15 protein-coding genes and 1 pseudogene are annotated in these 14,706 nt (G+C 69.9%); 7 read left to right on the top strand and 9 right to left on the bottom strand.

Annotation, left to right across the window (positions count from 1 at the left end; genetic code table 11):
• Positions 1-190 precede the first annotated feature (190 nt).
• The gene (locus ABFX55_RS05530; RefSeq protein ID WP_346118214.1) at positions 191-1,171 is read right to left on the bottom strand and encodes a helix-turn-helix domain-containing protein; all 981 of its coding nucleotides are present in this window, start codon (positions 1,169-1,171) and stop codon (positions 191-193) included.
• Between the two features lie 98 nt (positions 1,172-1,269).
• Here ABFX55_RS05530 and ABFX55_RS05525 point away from each other — a divergent pair, with 98 nt between their 5' ends.
• Positions 1,270-2,304 carry a saccharopine dehydrogenase family protein gene (locus ABFX55_RS05525; protein ID WP_346118212.1) on the top strand — a complete coding sequence of 345 codons (1,035 nt, stop codon included), beginning with the start codon at positions 1,270-1,272 and terminating at the stop codon, positions 2,302-2,304.
• Between the two features lie 67 nt (positions 2,305-2,371).
• Here the strand turns inward: ABFX55_RS05525 and ABFX55_RS05520 are convergent, their stop codons facing one another.
• From ABFX55_RS05520 to ABFX55_RS05500, 5 genes are all read right to left on the bottom strand, one after another.
• Positions 2,372-3,805, bottom strand: a complete 1,434-nt coding sequence (locus ABFX55_RS05520; RefSeq protein ID WP_346118210.1) for a DUF6297 family protein — start codon at positions 3,803-3,805, stop codon at positions 2,372-2,374.
• Positions 3,802-4,428 carry a heme ABC exporter ATP-binding protein CcmA gene (ccmA, locus tag ABFX55_RS05515; RefSeq protein WP_346118208.1) on the bottom strand — a complete coding sequence of 209 codons (627 nt, stop codon included), beginning with the start codon at positions 4,426-4,428 and terminating at the stop codon, positions 3,802-3,804. The genes ABFX55_RS05520 and ccmA overlap by 4 nt, the downstream gene beginning before the upstream one ends.
• 226 nt (positions 4,429-4,654) lie before the next feature.
• Positions 4,655-5,257, bottom strand: coding sequence for a DUF2867 domain-containing protein (locus ABFX55_RS05510; protein WP_346118206.1), 603 nt, complete (start codon positions 5,255-5,257; stop codon positions 4,655-4,657).
• Complete coding sequence (locus ABFX55_RS05505; protein WP_346118204.1) at positions 5,254-5,898, bottom strand: TetR/AcrR family transcriptional regulator; 645 nt, start codon at positions 5,896-5,898, stop codon at positions 5,254-5,256. The genes ABFX55_RS05510 and ABFX55_RS05505 overlap by 4 nt, the downstream gene beginning before the upstream one ends.
• Before the next feature lie 324 nt (positions 5,899-6,222).
• Positions 6,223-6,843, bottom strand: coding sequence for a hypothetical protein (locus ABFX55_RS05500; RefSeq protein ID WP_346118203.1), 621 nt, complete (start codon positions 6,841-6,843; stop codon positions 6,223-6,225).
• Between the two features lie 96 nt (positions 6,844-6,939).
• Here ABFX55_RS05500 and ABFX55_RS05495 point away from each other — a divergent pair, with 96 nt between their 5' ends.
• Entirely contained in the window at positions 6,940-7,119 is a 180-nt protein-coding gene (locus tag ABFX55_RS05495; RefSeq protein WP_346118201.1) for a tautomerase family protein, read from the top strand.
• 268 nt (positions 7,120-7,387) lie between these two features.
• Here the strand turns inward: ABFX55_RS05495 and ABFX55_RS05490 are convergent.
• Positions 7,388-7,840, bottom strand: a pseudogene (locus ABFX55_RS05490) (recombinase family protein); the annotation flags it as partial.
• Between the two features lie 30 nt (positions 7,841-7,870).
• A complete protein-coding gene (locus ABFX55_RS05485) occupies positions 7,871-8,722 on the bottom strand; it encodes a helix-turn-helix transcriptional regulator (RefSeq protein ID WP_346118199.1) in 852 nt (283 codons plus the stop codon).
• Between the two features lie 101 nt (positions 8,723-8,823).
• On the opposite strand from ABFX55_RS05485, the gene ABFX55_RS05480 reads away from it, so the two are divergent.
• The 3 genes from ABFX55_RS05480 to ABFX55_RS49700 all read left to right on the top strand — a co-directional run bounded on the left by ABFX55_RS05480 (position 8,824) and on the right by ABFX55_RS49700 (position 11,924).
• Positions 8,824-10,257 (top strand): MFS transporter, encoded by a 1,434-nt coding sequence (locus ABFX55_RS05480; RefSeq protein ID WP_346118197.1) that lies wholly within the window; start codon positions 8,824-8,826, stop codon positions 10,255-10,257.
• A gap of 101 nt (positions 10,258-10,358) precedes the next feature.
• Positions 10,359-10,757, top strand: a complete 399-nt coding sequence (locus ABFX55_RS05475; protein WP_346118303.1) for an NUDIX hydrolase — start codon at positions 10,359-10,361, stop codon at positions 10,755-10,757.
• Positions 10,758-11,666: 909 nt separating this feature from the next.
• Positions 11,667-11,924: an integrase core domain-containing protein gene (locus ABFX55_RS49700; protein WP_379479259.1), complete on the top strand. Its 258-nt coding sequence runs from the start codon at positions 11,667-11,669 to the stop codon at positions 11,922-11,924.
• 98 nt (positions 11,925-12,022) lie between these two features.
• On the opposite strand, the gene ABFX55_RS05465 is transcribed toward ABFX55_RS49700, so the two are convergent.
• Positions 12,023-12,607 (bottom strand): TetR/AcrR family transcriptional regulator, encoded by a 585-nt coding sequence (locus tag ABFX55_RS05465; protein WP_346118194.1) that lies wholly within the window; start codon positions 12,605-12,607, stop codon positions 12,023-12,025.
• Positions 12,608-12,705: 98 nt separating this feature from the next.
• Between ABFX55_RS05465 and ABFX55_RS05460 the strand changes: the two genes are divergently transcribed.
• Positions 12,706-13,599, top strand: a complete 894-nt coding sequence (locus ABFX55_RS05460) for an NmrA/HSCARG family protein (RefSeq protein WP_346118192.1) — start codon at positions 12,706-12,708, stop codon at positions 13,597-13,599.
• 117 nt (positions 13,600-13,716) lie between these two features.
• Entirely contained in the window at positions 13,717-14,604 is an 888-nt protein-coding gene (locus ABFX55_RS05455) for a helix-turn-helix domain-containing protein (RefSeq protein ID WP_346118191.1), read from the top strand.
• The last annotated feature ends 102 nt before the right edge of the window (positions 14,605-14,706 follow it).

The raw sequence follows: 14,706 nt of genomic DNA, 5'->3' as shown, positions 1-14,706 counted from the left end.
TGCGCCGTCGAGCGTCCTACACCGGTACTCCTCGAACCCGCTCACCGCCTCCGCCCGCCGGCCCGGCCCGGCACATAGCAATGCTCCGGCCCGGCCTGGCGTCCACGAACCAGGGTTGAGGCGGCTGCCCGAGTGGGGAGCCGTGACGGCTTCGCGGGAGACGCGCAGGAACGAGCCCGACGATTGTCGTTCACGCCTGAAACGTACTGGCCTGCCGTCCGCCGCCCTCGGCGTGCGAGGTGCGGAAGGTCCGGCGGTAGGTGTCGGGCGGCACGCCGACCGTGCGGTTGAAGTGCCGGCGCAACGTCGTGCCGGTGCCCATGCCGGTGGCTGCCGCGATCGCCTCGACACTGTCGTCGGTGGTCTCCAGCAGTTCCTGGGCGCGGCGGATCCGCTGGGTCAGCAGCCATTGCAGCGGGGTGGTGCCGGCCACCGACCTGAAATGGCGGCCCAGGTTGCGCGAGCTCATGGCGGCCTGGCGCGCCAGGTCCTCCACGGTCAGCGGATGGTCCAGCCGTTCGATCGCCCACGGGAACAGCTCCGCCAGCGGGTGGTTCTCCTGCGCGGGCACCGGCGAGGTGACGAACTGGGCCTGGCCGCCGGCCCGGTGCGGCGGCACGACCAGCCGGCGCGCGACCGCGTTCGCGACCGCAGAACCGTGGTCGAGGCGGACGAGGTGCAGGCACAGGTCCATTGCGGCGGCCTTGCCTGCCGAGGTGAGCACGCTGCCGTTGTCCACGTAGAGCACGTCAGGATCGACCCCCACCCGGGGATAGCGCGTGGCCAGCGCGCCGGTGTGCGCCCAGTGCGTGGTCGCGCGCCGCCCGTCCAGCAGGCCGGCGGCGGCCAGCACGAACGCGCCCGTGCAGAGGGCTGCCACGCGCGCACCCGCCTGGTGGGCCGCGCGCACCGCGTCGATGAGGTCGCCGGGCGGGTCCGCGTCGACATCGGCCCACGCCGGGACGATCACGACGTCGGCGCTCGGCAGCCGGTCGAACCCGTAGTCGGGCTCCAGCCGGAACCTGCCGGCCTGTACGACGCCTGGCCCGCATCCGATGAGGCGGTACCAGGGGCCGACCATGCCGGCCGGTGCGGTGCCGAACACCTCGTAGGCCACCGACAGTTCGAAATGCAGCATCCCGTCCGTGACGGCGACCGCGACAGTCTTCATGTCCGGAATTGTACGGGGTATGGCGTTCCAGACACTCGTGCGGAACGGCTCCCTCCGCCATGCTCTCTGCAGTGGAACAACTGAGCACGATGGGGGAAATGATGGAATCGGGTCAGGCAGTCGCGGTCTTCGGCGCGTACGGGCACACCGGCCGCTTCGTGGTGGCGGAGCTGCGGGATCGCGGGTTCGTCCCGGTCGTCTCCGGCCGCGACGCCGTGAAGCTGGAAGCGCTGGCGGCGTCGTTCCCAGGGCTCGACGTCCGGCCCGCGTCGGTCGACGATCCGGCGTCGCTCGACCGCGCGCTGGCCGGCACGGCAGCTGTGATCAACAGCGCGGGGCCCTTCGCCGCGACGGCCGCCCCGGTGATCGAGGCGGCGCTGCGCGCCGGCATCCCGTACGTGGACGTGGCGGCCGAGATCGAGGCCAACGCCGACACGTTCGCGCACTTCGCGCAGCGCGCCCACGCCGCCGGGACCGTGATCGTCCCCGCGATGGCCTTCTTCGGCGGTCTCGGCGACCTGCTGGCCACCGCCGCGATGGGCGACTGGACGGCCGCCGACGAGGCGCACGTCGCGTACGCGCTGAGCAGCTGGCACCCCACCGCGGGGACGCGCGACGCGGGAACAGTCTCCCGGGAACGGCGGGACGGCCGGCGGGTCCGCTTCACCAACGGGAAGCTGGAGTACCACCAGGACGCTCTGCCGTCCCTGAAGTGGACGTTTCCCGAGCCGATGGGCGTGCGGCCCGTCTTCGGGGAGTTCAGCATGGCCGACGTCGTCACGATCCCCAGCCATCTGGCGATCCCCGAGGTGCGCTCGTACATGACGGTCGAAGCGGTCGAGGACCTGTCGGCCCCGGACACTCCGGCGCCGGCGCCGGCCGACGAACGCGGGCGCTCCGACCAGACGTTCCTCGTCGATGTCGTCGTGCGCTCCGGCGGCGTGGAACGGCGCGCCACGGCGAGCGGCCAGGACATCTACGCCGTCAGCGCGCCGCTCGCGGTGGAGGCGGTCCGCCGCATCCTCACCGGTCAGACCAGGACGACCGGGGTCGCCTCCGCTGGGGAGATCTTCGACGCGGCCGACTTCCTCCGCGCGCTGTCCGCGCACCTGTCCTTCGAACTGCGTCAGTAGCCGCCGTGACGCACAGCAGTGCCCTGTCTGCATCTGGGCGGGTGATCCTTGAGCTCCCGGCGTCCGGTCACCGCTTGTGGCCGGTGGCGGTCAAGGTGTATCCGCCGATCACCCCGAGGCCTGTCAGCGCCTGCGCCACCAGGTAGGGGATCAGATCGGCCGGCTGTACGGCGAGGGCGACGAGGGCGGGCGCGCAGCCGAGCAGGGCGAGGTCGACGCCGGTCATCGCCCACAGCAGCGGCCCGGTTGGAATCGCGCCGCCGGGCGTGTCGATGATGGGCAGGGAGTGGTCGACCGGCCGCCGGCCGGCTACGCGCAGCGCCGCCGCCGCCAGCGCGGGTGCGCACGCGGGCCCGAGCAGCCACCATGGCCCGGCGGACAGGGCGCCGGCGGCGCTCATCCCGGCCAGGGCGGCGCTCAGCCAGGCCGCTCCCAGCAGGGCGGGAGGCAGGGCGCGTGCGCTCATCGCGGTCCGGCGCCCCACGGCCAGCAGCCGTGACAGCGCGGGATTGTCGCCGTCGCGCCGTGCGCCGGCCGTCACCGACGCGGCCGCGGCCAGCGCGCCGGCCACCACCAGGACGGTGGCCACTTCGGTCAGCCCGGCGGTCACGGCCAGGGAGGGCAGGGCGCAGGAGGTGACCAGCACCGCGAACCGGACCGGCCGGCGGGCGGTGCGGCGGACTTCTTGCCAGGCCAGTGCCCACGCGCCGCGCACGGGCCACGGTCGTGAGCGCAGCGTGCGGGCCCGCCAGTGATTGTCTTCTGCCGCCCAGGTCAGCGCGCCGGGATCCACCATCACGGTCGCCTGCGCGACCTGGCCGCTCCTGGCGGAGGCGGCGATGATCGCGCGGGCGGGTAGGCGGTCGAGCGCGGTCCAGGCCTGCCGTACCAGGAACGTGGCCACCGCGGCCGCGCATCCGGCGGCGGCCGCGGCCAGGCCCACCGGCGCTCCGGCCAGGACCGTGGTCAGGTGCCGTCCGGGGCCGGCACTGAGCACGGCCAGCAGGACGGCCGTCACCACGGTGAACGCGATCAGCGCCTGCACCCATTCGTCCCAGGCGGGGGAGGCCTGCCCCAGGACGGTCAGCGCCATGCCGCCCAGTCCGGCCCCGACGCCGAGCACCAGCGCCGCCGCCAGGCGTAGAGAGGTGTGGTCGGGGGCGCCGAGCGCCGAGATCAACGCCACGCCCAGGACCAACCCGCTCAACACCGAGACCGCCAGCAACGCCAGCGTCGTTTTGCCGAGGACGGTACGGCGTGGCAGCGGCGACAGCAGCCGCCAGGAGGCGTCGGCGGCTGACACCACCACCGGGCCGGCCGCCCGTGCCAGCGTCAGGTAGGCCGCGTAGGCCACGGCCACCAGCGCCAGCCCGGAGCCGGCGCGGGCGGGGTCGGCCTGCCGGGCCAGCGAGCCCAGCGCGGACGCGATCGGCTGGCTGACGATCGCGATGAGCATCGCGGCGCCGAACAACGCCGTGTACCGCTCCTGCCAGCCCTTCATGCGACGGCCTCCAGGGTGACCAGGCGTGCGCCACACTTGTCGGCGAGTTCGTGGTCGTGGGTGGCCATGATCACGGTGCCGCCTTCGGCGGCGTACCGGCGCAGCACGCCCGCCAGCCGGGCGCGGAAGGCGGCGTCCAGCCCACGCTCCGGCTCGTCCAGCAGCAGCAGCCGGCTGGGCCTGATCAGTGCCATGGCCAGTGACAACCGCTGCCGCTGCCCGGTGGACAGGGCAAGCGGGTGCAGGTCGGCCCGCTCGTGCAGGTCGAAGGCCGTCAGTGCCTCTTCCACGCCCAGGCGTCCGCCGTCATGCACCGACACCGCCAGTTCCAGATGTTCGCGCACGCTCATCCCCGGATACCAGGCCGGTTCGTCACCGGTCAGCGCCACCTCGCGCCAGAAGCCCGCCGTGTCGGCCGGGGGCGCGTCCAGCACCTCGACGTGGCCGGCGGATGGGTTGTGCAGCCCGGCAAGGCAGCGCAGCAGGGTCGACTTGCCGACGCCGTTCTCGCCGGCGACGGCGACGATCTGCCCGGGTCCGGCGGTGAGGTCCACCCCGCGCAGCACGGGGCGCCCGCCCAGGTCCACCTGCACGCCCCGGGCGGAGATGATCTCTGTCTTCATGCCCGGGAGTCTAGGGCGGGCCCCTGGCGGTCGTTGGCAGGAATGCCCTGGTTCGAGTGCGGTCGAGCCGCCTCACCTGGACAAGTAACGGGGACCCGACCACCCACGCGGCCACCGGAGCAAGACCTTCGGTGATTTCCAGGCCGAAGGGCGACCGTTCTCCTGCGGGGTGTTCGCGGCTGATTCCCCGACCCGGGGATTCGGGCCGGCCTGGGTCGGGCGGTGGCTACGCGTGCAGCGGTGGCGGGCCGGCGGTGCCCGCTCGCCACGTGTTCTCGATCGTCCGCATCAGCGCCGGGTACACCAGCGCATACCGGAACGGCTTGATCGCGGCCATGTAGGCCGCGCCGAACAGTCCGTTCGGCTTCACCAGGACCGCCATCTGGCCGTGGTAGCCGCCGGATCCGTCCGGGACCCAGCCGATGTGCATGACCGTGTGCACCGTCCCGTTGGCCATCTCTGCCGCCCATTCGTCCTGGAGCAGGTACAGGGACGTGAAGGGGAGGTCGTTGGTGTCGGGGCCCGATGGTTCGTCACGCAGAGCCCTCGGCAGCCGATCCTTGAGCGTGGCCACCCTGGAGCCAAAACCGGCGCTCGGCCGGTCCCAGCCGAGCACCGCGCCGATCTTCCACCGGGCCTCCCAGAGCAGGCGGACGACGAGCGGGGCGCCCTCAGGGAAGTCGCCCTTGACGACCTGCGACACCAGCAGGGGGAGGTCGTCGGGCCCGCCTGGCGTCGGCAGCGCCCACACGTCCTCGACCGCGAAGTCGGTGGTGAGTTCGTGGATCAGCCAGGGACGCGAGGTGTGCGCGGACTTCGGCAGCTTCATTCGTGGTTCTCCAAGGTGATGGGTACGGGCGGGAGGCCGAGAATGCCGCGCACCGCCCTCTCGGTGAGTTCGACGTCGTAGGGCGCGTGGCCGGCAAGCGGGATCGTGACGCCCTCGAGGGCGCCGAGGTAGGCGTCCGCCATCTCCTGGGGTGGCGGCCCGGGCGGGATCGCACCGCTGGCGCGTCCTGCGGCGATCCGGTCGGCGCACTCGGCGAGCAACCCGCCGACGATCTCCGTGATGGCCCGGCCGACGGGATGATCCTGCCCGGCGAACTCCATCCGCAGCGTCATCAGCACCCCGGCGACGTCGCGGCGGCAGTAGACGGCGTGACCCCGCGCGATCAACAGGAGCGCTTCGACAGGGTCGGCCTCGTCGTCGGCGAGCCTGCCGACCTCGGCGTTCCAGCTCTCCTCGACCCAGCGCACCACCGCCAGCGCCAGCTCCTCCTTGTTGGCGAACAGGTGATACAGCGCACCGCGCGTGTATCCCGCCTCGCTGGCCACCCGCTCCAGCACCAGGTTCGCGTACCCGTACGTAGAGAGCCCCCGCGCCGCGGCCTCCAACAGGGCGCTTTTGGTCCGAGCGCGCCGATCCGCCTGCTTCTGACGGCCACCCTCGGAAGCTTTACCTACAGACATGTACGTAGGTTATATTGGCCGGCCCGGCACCCGCAATACGGCCTGAAACGCCGTGCCCGGCGACGATCGCGATTACCACGCTGATGGGAGCGGGTGTCACTTTCCGAAGTCGTGTGTACAGATGTCCTGGGCTTTCGGGGGACTATGCAGAGGACTGTGAAGCACCGGCTTATCCGTAGTTCTCTGCGCTACGGTGTCTCGGGTGCTGGAGCGCGCTCAGGGCGGCTCCATCACCGGAGCCGAGGGAAGGTGACAAGCCACCTCGATCGCGGTGGCACACAGGCCATCTGGACCTTCCCGCGGAGAGCAGTGTGATTCGCCGTCCTACGGCGACTCCGCGGCGGTCAGAGAGTGTCGACGGCGCTCCACGCTGAGGAAGCAGACGATGACGAAGCCGATAGCCGCGGCAGCCGCCGTCCACACGATCGTCTTCACGATGGTCGCGACCACCTCGTTCCTGCCGGGTGGGAGCACGATCATCTGGACGGCGGCGCCGACCGGCACGGTCAATCTCGCGAGGAATCCGATCACTTCCGGATACTTGACGCAGGCGCCTACGGCACCCAGAGGCGCCCCGAAGATGACGCTGGTGACCCACCATATGAGCGGCTCGGACTCGTACCAGGAAGACAAGGGCCCGTCGCTGCGAATGGTGTCCACGATGCTGTAGGCCGCCGTGGCTGCGAGAAGGGCCAGCGCACCCGCGGCACCACCCCGGGCCAGTGCCGCGGGACGGCCCTCCCCAGCGTGAGTGACCAGCCAACCCGTGGCGACCGCCAATCCCGCCCACGCCCAGCCGGAGTCCAGCAGCACGCTCATGATTTCCACGACTGACCACCCACTGGTGGTATGGGCACGGCTTCCAAGATCGGCGTAGCTGTGGGAGATGGCGTTGACGAGGGAGGTCGCCGCACCGAATCCCGCTCCGACCGCCAGGGCACTCACCAGGATTCCCGCAAGTCGGGTCACACGTGAGCGGTCCCGCCGTCGACGGCCTTGTCCCTGATCATCAGTCATGTATGCCTTCCTACCGCACAAGTCATGATGGGCGAGGGGGCCAGGCTGCCCTGTGCGGGATCGACCTCACTCTTACACGCGCAGGCGCTCTACCGCAGGATCGCCGAACTCGCCCAGGAGTACGCGGGCACCGAGCCGCGCAACGTCCTCGTCACGATCACCGAGAACGAGCCGATCGACTGGTCGTTCGGCGACGGTAGGTGATGTCGCCGCAGCAGCGGGTATCGACCGCGGACCTGACGAGGCCGCGCGCCTCCTCACCGCCCGGTATTCGAGCGGCATCGATCGGGAGATGCGGGAACGCGAAGGCGTGACACTTCCGCCGGAGCAGGCGGTGCTGGCCGTACTCGCCGACCCCTCTCCCAGCGCGGACGCGCTCGTCGCCCTGGTCGCTCTCGTTCCCCGCGGGCGCGAGGTGTGGGACCTGTAGGGGCACTTCCGGAATACGGCGACAACGGGCCGCGGAGTGAGATCACTGCTGGTCAGCGTTACGTGAGTGCCGCGTAGGCGGTGGAGCGGCCGATCTTGAGGATGCGGGCGGCCTGGGTGACGGAGGCGCCGTCATCGACCAGGCGGCGCTGGGCGGCGAGTTCGGCGGGACCGATGGCGGGGGTCGTCCAGTCTTCTTCTTGCCGGGCAGTATGGCGCCGGTGGCTTCGCGGCGTTTGGCCGCGGCGATGCCCTCGCCTTGGCGCTCGGCGCGCAGCTCCAGTTCGTACTCGGCGGCCGCGGCAAGGACTGCGAACATGAACCGGCCCTCTTTGGTGTCCAGGTCGAAGTTCTCGGTCAGTGACCCGATCCGCACGCCGCGGTCGCGTAGATCGGTCACGACGGTCAGGACGTGGGCGGCTGAGCGGCCCCAGCGGTCGGACTTCCAGAACTTCAACGTGTCGCCGGGGCGCAGCGCAGCCAAGGCGGCGGCGAATTCGGGCCGTGCGCCGCGGGCACGTCACCACTACGCAACAGTCGCGGCAAGGCCTGACAACTGTTCCAGCCTCCGCGATGTCTCCCCGTCGTCGGGGGTCATCACCATCAGCCGATGGCCCGTCTCCGTGACGTCGGTGGAAACGAAGTTCAGCTGGAGAAGCCCCACCAGCGGACTCTCAAGGCGTTTCACCTCGTAGTGCTGGAGAAGCACGTCGTGGCGGCTCCACAATCGCGCGAACTCGTCCGATCGCTCCAGCAACCGCCCGACCACGCTCGAGGCATCCGCTCCTGCCGGCCCGGCACTCGCCGTGGCACGCATCCTCGCCACCATCCTGGTCGCGACGATGTCGTCGTCGACGTACCGGCTGCGCCAGTCCGGGTCCGTGAAGAACTGCACAGCGCAGTTCCGTTCACCGGATGGGATCAGGTCCAAGTCGGTGAAGAGGTGCCGGTAGGCGCGGTTGTACGCCACCACGTCGAAAAGGCGCGTTTGCAGACACGCGGGATAGGGATCCAGTTTGTCCAGCACCGGCTGAAAGGCCGTCAGCAGAGCCGGGTCGCATACGACCGGATCGGTGGGCGGTGTCCGCACACCGGCAAGCCTCCGCAGGTGCTGCGTTTCCGCCTCGTCCAGATGCAATGCCCGGCCGACCGATCTGAGCACGTGCGTGCTGACATTGATCGGCCGCCCCTGCTCCAGCCAGGTGTACCACGTAACCCCCACCCCTGCGAGCACCGCGACCTCCTCGCGCCGTAGGCCCGGCGTGCGACGTCGTCCGGTGGCCGGAAGCCCGACCCTGTCGGGACTCAACCGCTCGCGCCGGGTGCGGAGGAAGTCGCCGAGCTCACGCCGGGCGCTCGGGGAGATCGTGTCGGTCATGACTCCATACTGCTGCACCCACGGTTGCCCAGCCAGGTTCGGCTAATACCCCCATAAACAGGCTTCTGGTACCCGGATCCGCGAACACGCAGCATCGACACGTGACCACAGCTTCCACCCCAACGACCCGATCCCAGCCACGAACGCTCGGTCTTCCCGGACTCCTCGCCACCCTCGCCGCTCTGCTCCTCTCGGTGGTCAGCTTCGCCGCCGCGGGCATCGCCATACCCGATATCGGCGCGTCACTGCACGCCTCCCCTGCCGAGCAGTCGCTCGTGGTCTCGGTGTATTCACTCGGCTTCGCGGTGCCGATGGTTCTCGGCGGCCGCCTCGGTGACCTCTACGGACGCCGCAGCCTGTTCCTCCTCGGCATGGCCGGCTTCACCCTCTTCTCCTTGGTGGCGGCCCTCTCCCCCACCGTCATCGTCCTGATCGCCGCGCGCGCCCTCACCGGCGTCTCCGCGGCGGCGATGGTTCCCCAGGTGCTCGCAACGATCACCGCATCGACGCAGGGGCGCGAACGCGCCAGAGCCATCGCGTTGTTCGGAGCCACCGCGGGAGGCGCGACAGCGATCGGGCAGATCCTCGGCGGAGTGCTGCTCTCCGTGCCGCTCCTCGGCGCCGGCTGGCGCATGGTGTTCGCGGTGAGTGTCATCATGGGTGTCGTCGCGTTTCTCGCCGCCCTGCGCTGGGTGCCGGCCACCAGTTCCCCCGGCCACCGCTCACTTGACCTGATCGGCACCGTGCTTCTGGGCTCCGCCCTCCTCTCGTTGCTCGTCCCGCTGTCTCAGGGCGCCGCGCTCGGCTGGCCCGCATGGTGCTGGGCACTGCTTGTCGCCGTCCCCGTCCTGTTCGCCGCGTTCTGGAGACGACAGCTCCGGCTGCACCGCGACGACCGCGTCCCGCTGGTTCCGCCGCCCCTGTTCCGCCTGGGTTCCTACCGCGTCGGACTCGTGATGGCACTCATGCTCCAGTCGGCTTTCGGCGCATTCACCTTCCTCTACGCCCTCACCACACAGACCGGGCTGGGCTGGACCCCGATGCACGCCGCTCTCGTGCTGCTTCCGTACGCCCTCTGCTTCTTCGTCGTCTCCGTCTGGTCCGGAAAACTCGTACCGCGCTTCGGATTCCGCCGACTGCTGATCATCGGCGGCGTCATCCAGGCAGCACTGCTTGCGCTCACCGCGACATCGGTGTTCCTGCAAGGCGCCGACCTGAACTCCTGGACTCTCGCCGCATCCCTGGTTGGCGTCGGCATCGGGCAAGCGTTCATGTTCGGGCCCCTCGTCGGCGCGATGATCGCCGACGTCCCCCCAGCCTCCGCCGGTGCCGCATCAGGAGCACTCCAGACGACGCAACAAGCCGCGATGGGCCTCGGCGTCGCCGTAGCCGGCGGACTACTCGCCGCAGTTACTGTCGGATCAGTAGCACCTACCGGCGTCACATACACCACCGCACTCGTCGTGTGCATGATCGTGCAGGCCACCTTCGCCGTCGCCTTCGCGCTCTGCGCCCTCGCCCTCCCCCGCCGCTGATCCTCCGGCTCCCTGACGGAGCTGGGCGCGGACCGGTCACGAGATGGCGGTGATCACGCCGCTGCGGGCCGCCCGCTCCTGTCCGTCCGCATCCGCCGTACATCGCGCGGGCCAGCATCTGCGTGACGGCTGCCAATGAGATGGTCCTGATCAGCCATGACGGCGAGCACTGGGGTTTCCCGGCCGGACGTCCTGAAGGAACAGAGACTATCGAGGAGACCCTTCGCCGGGAAATGCTCGAAGAAGCGTGCGTCACCGTCATCGGTAGCCGCCTGCTTGGATATTCCCGCAGCGAATGCGTGCGCGGGCACGAGTCTGGTCTGGTCCTCATCCGCTCTTACTGGCGCGCGGAGGTCCGGCTTCAGGAATGGGAGCCGGAGTTCGAGATACAGCACCGGCGGCTGGTTCCCGAGTCCGAGGCGAAGAAAATACGTCCGCGATCCCGACCAGGCCGCGACCCGGGTCTCCTGCCGTGCTCTGGAAGAGGCAGCGGCAGGTGACGGCCCCCGGCCCCCGTGAGCGCCATACCCGCCCGCCCAGGGGTCTCGCTGGATATGCCTCGGGAAGCGATCTTCGTCGCCTCGGGAAGCGATCTTCGAGATACCCTCCGCGCCCCAGGCCAGACCTACTCGTGAACACTGCGGGTGCCGAATATTCATCCGTGCAGGTCAAAGACGTGATGGACGGGCTCGGCCTCTGGCGGGTATCGCGAGCGCTACGCCAGAGGACGGCATGATGGTCGGTCGTGTTGCTCGGGCTGCTTCGCCGCCTGCCGGTCGCCAGGCTGCGCCACTTGACGTTGCTGGTTCGGCCGGACACCATCCTGCGCTGGCACCGCGAGCTGGTGCGGCGCCGTGACGCCGCAGCCTGCGTACCCCAGCAGCGTGGACGCCCGCGCACCGTTCGGTCCATCCGCGTCCTGGTGTTGCGACTGGCACGGGAGAACTCCTCATGGGGCTATCGGCGCATCCACGGCGAGCTGGCCGCGCTTGGCATCAAGATCGCCGCCTCCACAGTCTGGGAGATCCTCAAAGACCACGGCATCGACCCGTCGCCCCAACGGGGGCACACCCCCTGGTCCGACTTTCTACGCAGCCAGGCAGTCGCCCTGCTTGCTTGTGACTTCTTCGAGGTTCGCACCCTGACTGGAGCACGCCTGTATGCGCTGGCAGTCATCGAGCACGCCACCCGCCGTGCGGATCCTCGGCGTCACCGCGCATCCCACCGGGCAGTGAGCGACCCAAGTCGGTCGCAACCTCGTCATGGACCTGCAGGACGCCAGCAGCAGGGCCAGGTTCTTGATACGGGACCGGGACGCCAAGTTTGCCGCAGCCTTCGACGCCGTGCTGGTCGATGCTGGAATCCGCATCGTTAAGAGCGGTGTCCGGATACTGCGAATGAATGCGGTCATGGAGCGGTGGATCCAGACCTGTCGGCGCGAACTGCTGGACCGGACGTTGATCTGGAACCAGCACCACCTTCGGCACGCGCTGCGCGAGTTCGAAGCCTTCTACAACGAACACCGGCCGCATCGGGCTCTCCGCCAGGCAGCTCCGCTCCGACCGCTTCCCGATCCCAACGCTGACCCAGCCCGGATCACAGCGCTCGACATCCATCGACGTGATCGACTTGGGGGCATCCTAAGGGAATATCGGCATGCGGCTTGACCTGGCCGGATGATTAATCGGCACCCGCAATGTCAGGCATGTCGGCCGAGGAACCAGAACGGGGCGGCTGAGCTTTGGCGATGGCGCCTCCTTCGCAATCAGGCTCCCGCTCGCCGACCGCTCGGGGTGCGCAATCCGTTGAGCAGGATGTCGAGGAGCCGGTCGGCCTCCTCCGGCTTCGGGTCGGCCTCCGTGGCCAGGGCGATGGCATTGACGAGCTTGAGCAGTTGCCGCACGGTGACGTCGATACGGATCTCGCCCGCCTCCTGAGCCCGGGCCAGTAGGGCGGCGGCTGCGTCGGAGACGGCCTTTCGGCACCATGAATCCTCCGGACCTTCCATCGCCGCCATGAGCGAGGCGGCCAGTCCGTGGGCGGCGCTGCCCTGGGCGGCGACGTCCTTGAGCCAGGACATCAGCGCGGCGGCGGACTGAGGCGCTGACGCCAGTTCCTCGGCCCGGTGGCACAGGCGCTGGATGTGGTCGTGGAAGACGGCTTCGAGCAGCGCCTGGCGGGTGGGGAAGTGGCGGTAGAGCGTCGCGTTGCCGACCCCGGCGGCACGGGCGATGTCGTCGAGCGGCGCCTGGGGGCCGTGCTCAGCGAAGGCGTCGGTGGCCGCGGCGAGGAGGCGTTCATAGTTGCGCAGGGCGTCGGCGCGCCGAGGGCGGGCCGGTGGTCGCGTCACGGTTCTCCTTGCTCGCTTTGCCAAAACGGGGATAGTCCCCGTATCGTACCGTGTTGTTAACCGGGGACTATCCCCGCTTTGTCGAGAGGAGCATAAAGATGGACAACACGATCGTGGTCACGGGTGCCACCGGCACCCAGGGCGGCGCGACGGCGAGGGCTCTGCTGGCCGCCGGGTGGCGGGTGCGTGCCCTGGTACGCGACCCGCAGACGGCCGCCGCCCAAGAATTGGCCCGCGCGGGTGCGCAGCTCGTCCGCGGCGACATGGGGGACCGCGCCCAGCTTGAGACCGCATTCCAGGGCGCGTACGGCGTCTTCAGCGTGCAGCCCACCATGGGCTACCCGGGCACCTCCGCCGATTTCACCATCGAGGACGAGCTGCGTCTGGGCAGAAACGTCGCCGACGCCGCCGCCGAGGCCCGCGTGCGGCACTTCGTGTACGCCTCCGTCGGTTCGGCCGACGCCGACCACGGAATTCGGCGGTGGGAGAGCAAGGCGGAACTGGAGACGTACGCCAAGCAGCTCGGCTTGCCGCTTACGATCTTGCGGCCGGTCCGGTTCATGGAGAACCAGATCGACCCCCGCTTCGGCGCCCGCGATGGTGTCGTTGCCGACGTCATCCGCCCCGACGTACCGGTGCAGCTCATCGCCGGCACCGACATCGGCGTCTTCGCGGCCTTGGCCTTCACCCACCGAGAGCAGTACCTGGACCTGACTCTGGAGCTGGCCGGCGACGAGCGGACCATGCCGGAAATCGCCCACCTGATGAGCCAGACACTCGGCCGCCCGATCACCTACCGCGCCATCCCACGCGAAGCCCTGGCCGACAAGGGGCACGACGCCGTGGCCGGTTACGAGTTCGCCAACCACATGGGCGGCTGGCACGCCGACATCCCGTCCCTGCGTGAGCGCCATCCACGGCTGATGGATTTCGCGACGTGGCTGGAGCGTGAGGGCGCGACCAAGGACGCGGCCGCCCAGAAATCGGCTTGATCAGGGCGAAACCGAGTCAGCCTGGTGAAGTGCCGGGCTCCACCTCCTCAGCGCTTGGCCGCACCACCTAGTGTCATCCGCCTGAAGTTCGCCAGGCAAGTCCGTATGGTGCTGGCTATGGCGCATCCAGGGCCGGCTGCGGTGGAGATCCGGTTATCGGAGAGGGAACGGGCTCGGCTGATCGGCATGTCGGCGGAGCCGTCGAGGGTGGCGGTCCGGGCGAGGATCGTGCTGGCGTGTGCGGGGCCGGGGGTCAGCACCGCGCAGGTGGCGCGAGATCTGGGTCTCGCCGAGAGCACTGTGCGCAAGTGGCGTGCGGCGTTCGCCCGGGGCGGGCTCGAGGCGCTGGCCGACGAAGCGCGCACGGGCCGACCTAAAGCGGAGCTGACGGTGTCCGATGCCGAGCGGTCGGTGCTGCAGCGGTGGGCGCGGCGGGCCAGGTCCGCGCAGGTCCTGGCGATGCGCGCAAAGATCGTGCTGGCCTGTGCGGACGGCACGGACAACAAGCAGATCGCCGAGCAGCTACGGGTGCATCCGGACACGGTGTCCAAATGGCGCCACCGGTTCTTGAAGTTACGACTGGACGGGTTGATCGATGAGGCCCGCCCGGGCCGCCCGCCGTCGATCAGTCTGGATCAGGTCGAGCAGGTAATAGTGGCCACGCTGGAGGAGACGCCAGCCGGTGCCACGCACTGGACTCGCTCCTCGATGGCGCGGCGCAGCGGGCTGTCGGAGTCGACCATCGGCCGGATCTGGCGGGCCTTCGACCTCAAACCGCACCGCACGGCGACGTTCAAGCTGTCGGCCGCGGTCGACCGGCTGCGCGCCGCAGGCGTCTCGGTCAAGGACGAGGACGCCGCCCGGCTGTCCCCGCTCGGCCACGCCCACCTCAACGTTCTGGGCCGCTACTCCATCTCCTCCTCCGCCCCGGCCGAGGGACTGCGGCAGCTCGGCGAGATCCCTGACCTCCCCGACGGTGGCGGCGTGAACGAGGAGGGGGTGTAGGCTTCCGGGCTCGCGGGCCACGACAAGCGTCGTGGTCCCGATGCTTTCCTCGCATGCACGGTGCGCGGGCCGGCCTGGCGATGCGGTGACGCGGCCTGCGGT

It is taken from the genome of Nonomuraea roseola, assembly GCF_039535395.1.
Taxonomy (GTDB): domain Bacteria; phylum Actinomycetota; class Actinomycetes; order Streptosporangiales; family Streptosporangiaceae; genus Nonomuraea; species Nonomuraea roseola.
This window is presented reverse-complemented; position numbering and strand designations above follow the sequence as displayed.

What these genes read in the sequence shown, in the direction of transcription:
- ABFX55_RS05530 (WP_346118214.1), bottom strand. Translation starts at nt 1,171, where the DNA reads ATGAAGACTGTCGCGGTCGCCGTCACGGACGGGATGCTGCATTTCGAA.
- ABFX55_RS05525 (WP_346118212.1), top strand. Translation starts at nt 1,270, where the DNA reads ATGATGGAATCGGGTCAGGCAGTCGCGGTCTTCGGCGCGTACGGGCAC.
- ABFX55_RS05520 (WP_346118210.1), bottom strand. Translation starts at nt 3,805, where the DNA reads ATGAAGGGCTGGCAGGAGCGGTACACGGCGTTGTTCGGCGCCGCGATG.
- ccmA (WP_346118208.1), bottom strand. Translation starts at nt 4,428, where the DNA reads ATGAAGACAGAGATCATCTCCGCCCGGGGCGTGCAGGTGGACCTGGGC.
- ABFX55_RS05510 (WP_346118206.1), bottom strand. Translation starts at nt 5,257, where the DNA reads ATGAAGCTGCCGAAGTCCGCGCACACCTCGCGTCCCTGGCTGATCCAC.
- ABFX55_RS05505 (WP_346118204.1), bottom strand. Translation starts at nt 5,898, where the DNA reads ATGTCTGTAGGTAAAGCTTCCGAGGGTGGCCGTCAGAAGCAGGCGGAT.
- ABFX55_RS05495 (WP_346118201.1), top strand. Translation starts at nt 6,940, where the DNA reads ATGATGGGCGAGGGGGCCAGGCTGCCCTGTGCGGGATCGACCTCACTC.
- ABFX55_RS05485 (WP_346118199.1), bottom strand. Translation starts at nt 8,722, where the DNA reads ATGACCGACACGATCTCCCCGAGCGCCCGGCGTGAGCTCGGCGACTTC.
- ABFX55_RS49700 (WP_379479259.1), top strand. Translation starts at nt 11,667, where the DNA reads ATGGAGCGGTGGATCCAGACCTGTCGGCGCGAACTGCTGGACCGGACG.
- ABFX55_RS05460 (WP_346118192.1), top strand. Translation starts at nt 12,706, where the DNA reads ATGGACAACACGATCGTGGTCACGGGTGCCACCGGCACCCAGGGCGGC.
- ABFX55_RS05455 (WP_346118191.1), top strand. Translation starts at nt 13,717, where the DNA reads ATGGCGCATCCAGGGCCGGCTGCGGTGGAGATCCGGTTATCGGAGAGG.